Below are 5,402 nucleotides of genomic sequence, written 5' to 3' on the forward strand. Positions count from 1 at the left end.
CATTAACCTGTGATAATGTATTCACTGACCAGTCAATCTTACCGTTCTGAACATAATACCAGTTACCATTGTATTTTACTAGATTGTTGTAGTTTGTATTTACTCTACCGTTTTCAATATAATACCAAGTATTATTGTAGTAGATTAAGCCATTGTAGTTCCAGTCAAGAACACCATTCTGAACATAATACCAAGTACTATAGTATTTTACTAAACCGGTATAATTCCAGTTGAGTTTACCATCTTCTACATAATACCAAGTACCTGTTCCATTAACCTGTGCAAGAGTAGTTTCATGTACAACCTGTCCATCCTGCATTAAGTACCAATCACCATCCACGTAAACTAGATTAGCTTCTGTAGAATGATTATAAGTGACTGTAACTGTCTTAACACCATCAGTATCACCTTTTACTGTATAGTTATAGTTACCTTTTGATGCATAATAACCATTAACTTTTGGAAGTTTGATTGTCTTTGTATCACCAACATTTACATTTACATATTCAGTCTTAAGAACTTCTTTTTCTTTATTCACGATATTGATTCTTGTAGTCTGAACCTTACCTAAAGACACTGTATCTTTATAGAACTTTAATGACTGTAGTGCATTACCCTGGATATCAAATAATGTTGCGTTATCCCAGCTTGATCCACCCCATGAAGGCTGACCATTATAATACATTTCATCGTCTGGTGCATAACCTACAGCACCCTTAGAAGCCCATCCAGTACCATACTTATCAGCGACTTCTTTATTGTACTCCCAGTTAGTCCATCCGGCTTTCACTGGAATCCATCCTGGCTCCCAATAGAAGCCACCTAAACCGTTATCCTGTTCAGTAAGAACCTTATACATATCAGTTAATTCATCTACCTGTCCCTGAGGACCAATTTCATACTGATAAAGTCCATAATCAGAACCGATAGAGTTTGGTGTACCATCACCATCTTCATAACTGTTAACCCATGCAGTTTCCATAACCGCAAATAGCTTTCCTCTTTCTTTTGCAAGAGTCTGTACATCCCTCAACATATCAGGTGTATTCCACCAGAATGGGTAATAAGAAGAACCTAAAACATCATAGTCTACATTTCCTTTTTCCCATGCATCCATGATCATAGAATAGATTTGACGATTAGGTGTTTCAATATGTAATGTAACTAAAGCATCTGGAAGAATTTCACGTACTGCTTTAGAACCTGCATTTAAATAACGGTCTAATACAGAATACTGAGATTCATTTTTCCAAACAGAATTATTACTGTCTTTATTATGAATACCAGCCATACCTTTGGTAATTTCATTACCAACCTGTACCATACCTACATCAACACCTGCATCTTTAAATTTCTGTAAAGTATCTTTAGTGAAGTCATGGATATTTTCACACATCTTATCTGGATCATTAGCATCCTTCTGCCATGCTTTTGGTAGAATCTGTTTTGCAGGATCTGCCCAGAAATCAGAATAATGGAAGTCAACAAGCACCTTCATACCATACTTAGTTGCTTCTTTACCAATCTTTAATCCATTATCTACAGTGCTATCTCCACCACCGTATGTTTCGCCTTTTTCATTGTATGGATCATTCCAGATTCTTAAACGGATATAGTTAACACCATTATCCTTTAAGATTTTCATTAATGGCTGTTCTTTGCCATCATAATCATAATATTTAACACCTGCATTAGTAAGTGCTACATATGATCCAACATCTACACCTCTGATTGTAGATTCAGACATATTAGAAATCTTATTAATAGTGACATTCTTTTCCTTTAAACCAGTATCATCACCATATTCATAAGGATCTCTGTATGAATCAATATCAATATTCCAACCCTGTGCAAAACCAAATACTGCAAGAGAAGTCTGTGCAAGTCCCTGTTCATTAAAGAAACCATTCCAGCTTCCTACATACTCAGCTTCATCATAAATTAAACCACCTGCATTACTATCACTAATAGAAGCACTTAATAAATTATAAATGCTGTCTGCCTGTGTTTCAGTAGATGCTGTTTCATCATTATTCTTACGTGGGAACTTGATGTTAGAAACAATTAACTGCTTATCTGCTGCCTTTTCTTTTACTGTAGTACGTAATGTTTTAACATAATCATTAATACCATTACGATCAGCATAAAGATTAACACCTAAATAGCTATAGTCTACGCCTGCATAACCTAGCTTTTCAATCACATACTGAATACCTTCAGCATCATCAGGTGCTGCAAAACTTAAAGCTGTTTTAACACCTTTTTCATTAATAAGTTTAGAGATGTTAGCCATTGCGACAAAGCCATCCCATCCTCCACCTTCAGTTAGACCAAGGAAATTATAATTCACTTCATTTCCAATAGTCATCATAGTAGGTAAAGCATCATTCTTACTTAAAGTATCAAGTACTTCCTTAGTATAGTCTGTTGCCTTTTCTACCGCATTATCCTGAGTCCATCCTGCAGGTAATTGCTGACTATTTGCATAAGTAACATCATCAGAATAGAATAATGTGATGTTTGTTTTTAAGCCTGCTTCTTTAGCTGCTTTAATTGTTTTGATAGCACTATCTAGTGTATAACATTTAGTTTTATCATTTGATGTGTCCGGATTTACTGCAACCTTGACAGAAATCGTATTAATTCCCTGTCCCTGTACAAACTTAAATAGGTTATCAATTTTGACGCTCTTGTAATTGTAATACGTTTTACCCCATTCCAAATCCTGCTGGTAATGAGTAAAATCTGCGCCTAATACAGTCTGATCGTTAATGCCTTCAATCTTCTTGTAATCAGCTACAGAACGACTCAATGATGTTGCAGTGACTTGATTGTTGTTATGCATAGTTGGTACTGGAGTTACTGCGCTTACACCAGACATGCCCATCGAACAAACAAGCGCTGCACTTACAAAACTTGTAATCAACTTTTTGTTCATATATATCCCTTCCTCTTATATAGTATGAGAATATATTAACATAATTTTACTCAAAGAATCACCCAACGTGACACAAAATGACATATATTAGTATAAAAAGATACATTTAGACATTAAAAAAACCTTCTCGCGAAGGTTTATAGTGATAAGAAGAAATCCTGCATCTTCTTAGCTTCTATATTAACGACTATAGTTTTTTGATTGTTTCTAGTGATTTACTTAAGAAATATCCGTTACGTACTTTGTTAGAAACATCCTTCACATTTTTCACAATATCAAAGTACTTTTCTTCTGTCATATCACTCATAATATCAGTTAATTCATTAAGTGACTCTACCGCAAAACCAACATTGTATTTTTCTACGAATCCTGCTTCAGCAGACTGTTTCCATACAATAACTGGAATACCTGATGCAAGGTATAAAGAAAGTTTATGTGGATTGTTATAACGTAAATAATTACCTGTATTACCTGTACATTCATCAACAGATGACCCGTCCCAAACTAAGCCAAAACCTTTTGTTAATTGAGCTGGAACATCATCAGGTGGGAAAGCTCCATTGTAATTTACATTATCAGCTAAACATTCATCACTGCAATTGACACCATATAACTCAAAATTAACATTCTTGATATTCTTTAACTGGCTAATATAATTACTCTTTTGAGGATTTAAGTTACCTGCTAATAATACTGATTTATCATAAGTTATAGTATTTTCATTTGGATATAGATAATCAAATACTTCTAAATCAAAAATTCTATCTTTTGGAATTCCATAATCCACTAAATATTCTGTCATTTTGTCATTATGGGAGATAATATAATCTGCAATTTCAAGCATTGTTTTATCCCATAATTCAAACTTTTCTTTATCATCAAGGAATAATCCTCTTAGGGTTTCTAAATCATGAATTAAAAATACATAAGTTAAATTTTTCTTTTCCTTAATTTTTTTCAATATATTAATATACTGAGTTTCTGTATAAATTGGATGAGGAAAAACTATAAGAGAATCATTTGGGAACCCATAGAACTTTCTTAATGCACAAATGTTATAAATCTTTTTAACGATTTTATTTCCTTCTTTTTTGTTGTTGATATCGTAGTTCTTAAACCCATTTTCTTTTAAAATCTGATAACAGTCTTTTACTGCTTTTGACCCCGCGTCAAATTTATTATCAGCGGTTAAATTTAAATAATACTTTTCCATTTTACTCTCCTTATTTACTCTTAGAAAACTGTTTCTGTCTTACTTGTCCTACAAGTAATGCGAATCTATTCATCTTATGTTTTAAGAACCATAATGGTACTTTACGTGTCATAGACATACCATTATAGTTAGAGTTCTTTATAGCACGTTTAAATAAATCATTCTTCATTAAAGTATTCAAAGAAGACATCGCTTGATCTTTATTTTGTGGATGTGCACAATAATTCACTAGAATAAGTAATACATGATAACTTACAAAGTTATAGAATAATGTTTCTATATTCTTATCTTCTGCCATGACATCTTTTAAATCTTCTTCTACTGCTTTCATAGATAAGAGGAACTTATCTGCATAAGCTGTATCAAACTTACGTACTGCAGATTGATCATTGAATATATAATGAACTAAAGGATGTTCGTCACCTACAATAACATTCCAGTTCTGTGAGGCACGTGCACAATATTCTGCATCTTCTGCAAGACTTAATTCTTCATTCAATAATACATTTTCAATAGTAGAAGCTTTAATGAGTTTACCCCAGCAGAATCCTACACCTGCCTGTACATTTAACAGATCCTTTAAATAATCCTTCCAGTCCTTATACATTGTATCTCTTATATAGTGAAGCATCTTTTCACTATGATCACTATAGTCTCTACTATAGTTACAGATCACACAATCTGCATCTGCTTCTACTGCATGATTTAATAGTATTTCACAGGCATTACTTTCAATCCAGTCATCTGCATCTAAGAACATGATATAGTCTCCCTTAGCTGTTTTTACACCTAAGTTTCTACCAGAACATACACCGCTCTTAGAATTCTTTACAACTGTCACATTCTCTTTTGTATTTAATTCACTTAAAGTATCCTGCAACGCATCATTACATCCATTATCAATAATAATCACTTCTACATAATCATAAGTCTGATTGAGACAGCTTTCGATTGTCTTATTGAAATAAACAGGATTTCCACGATATACAGGAATAATAATAGATATTAAACTCTTCATTATTCAAATACCTCTTTTACTTTAGCTAGTGCAGCTGCGATAACTGCATCCATATCATAATACTTATATTCTCCTAGTCTTCCACCAAAGATCACTTTAGTTTCTGCTTCTCCTAGCTTCTTATATTCTGCATATAAGGCACCATTCTTTTCATCATTGACTGGATAGTATGGTTCATCTCCTAGCTTCCATTCAGAGCTGTATTCTCTACTGATAACAGTCTTTGGCTGTGT

General features: G+C 33.4%; 4 protein-coding genes. All 4 read right to left on the minus strand.

What is annotated here, in order from left to right:
* Positions 1-2,938, minus strand: a 2,938-nt coding sequence (locus tag QVO42_RS03195) for a glycosyl hydrolase 53 family protein (protein WP_288163706.1), incomplete at its 3' end; no start/stop codon positions are given.
* Positions 2,939-3,125: 187 nt separating this feature from the next.
* Positions 3,126-4,151, minus strand: a complete 1,026-nt coding sequence (locus QVO42_RS03200) for a glycosyltransferase (RefSeq protein ID WP_022424735.1) — start codon at positions 4,149-4,151, stop codon at positions 3,126-3,128.
* A 10-nt stretch (positions 4,152-4,161) separates the two neighbouring features.
* On the minus strand, positions 4,162-5,169 hold the full coding sequence (locus QVO42_RS03205; RefSeq protein ID WP_022424736.1) for a glycosyltransferase family 2 protein: 1,008 nt from the start codon (positions 5,167-5,169) through the stop codon (positions 4,162-4,164).
* The coding region (locus QVO42_RS03210) for a UDP-galactopyranose mutase (RefSeq protein ID WP_288163710.1) at positions 5,169-5,402 on the minus strand (234 nt) is incomplete at its 5' end. The genes QVO42_RS03210 and QVO42_RS03205, both read right to left, overlap by 1 nt.

The sequence above is a fragment of the Catenibacterium sp. CAG:290 genome (genome assembly GCF_000437715.1).
GTDB classification, from domain to species: Bacteria; Bacillota_I; Bacilli_A; order Erysipelotrichales; family Coprobacillaceae; genus Catenibacterium; species Catenibacterium mitsuoka_A.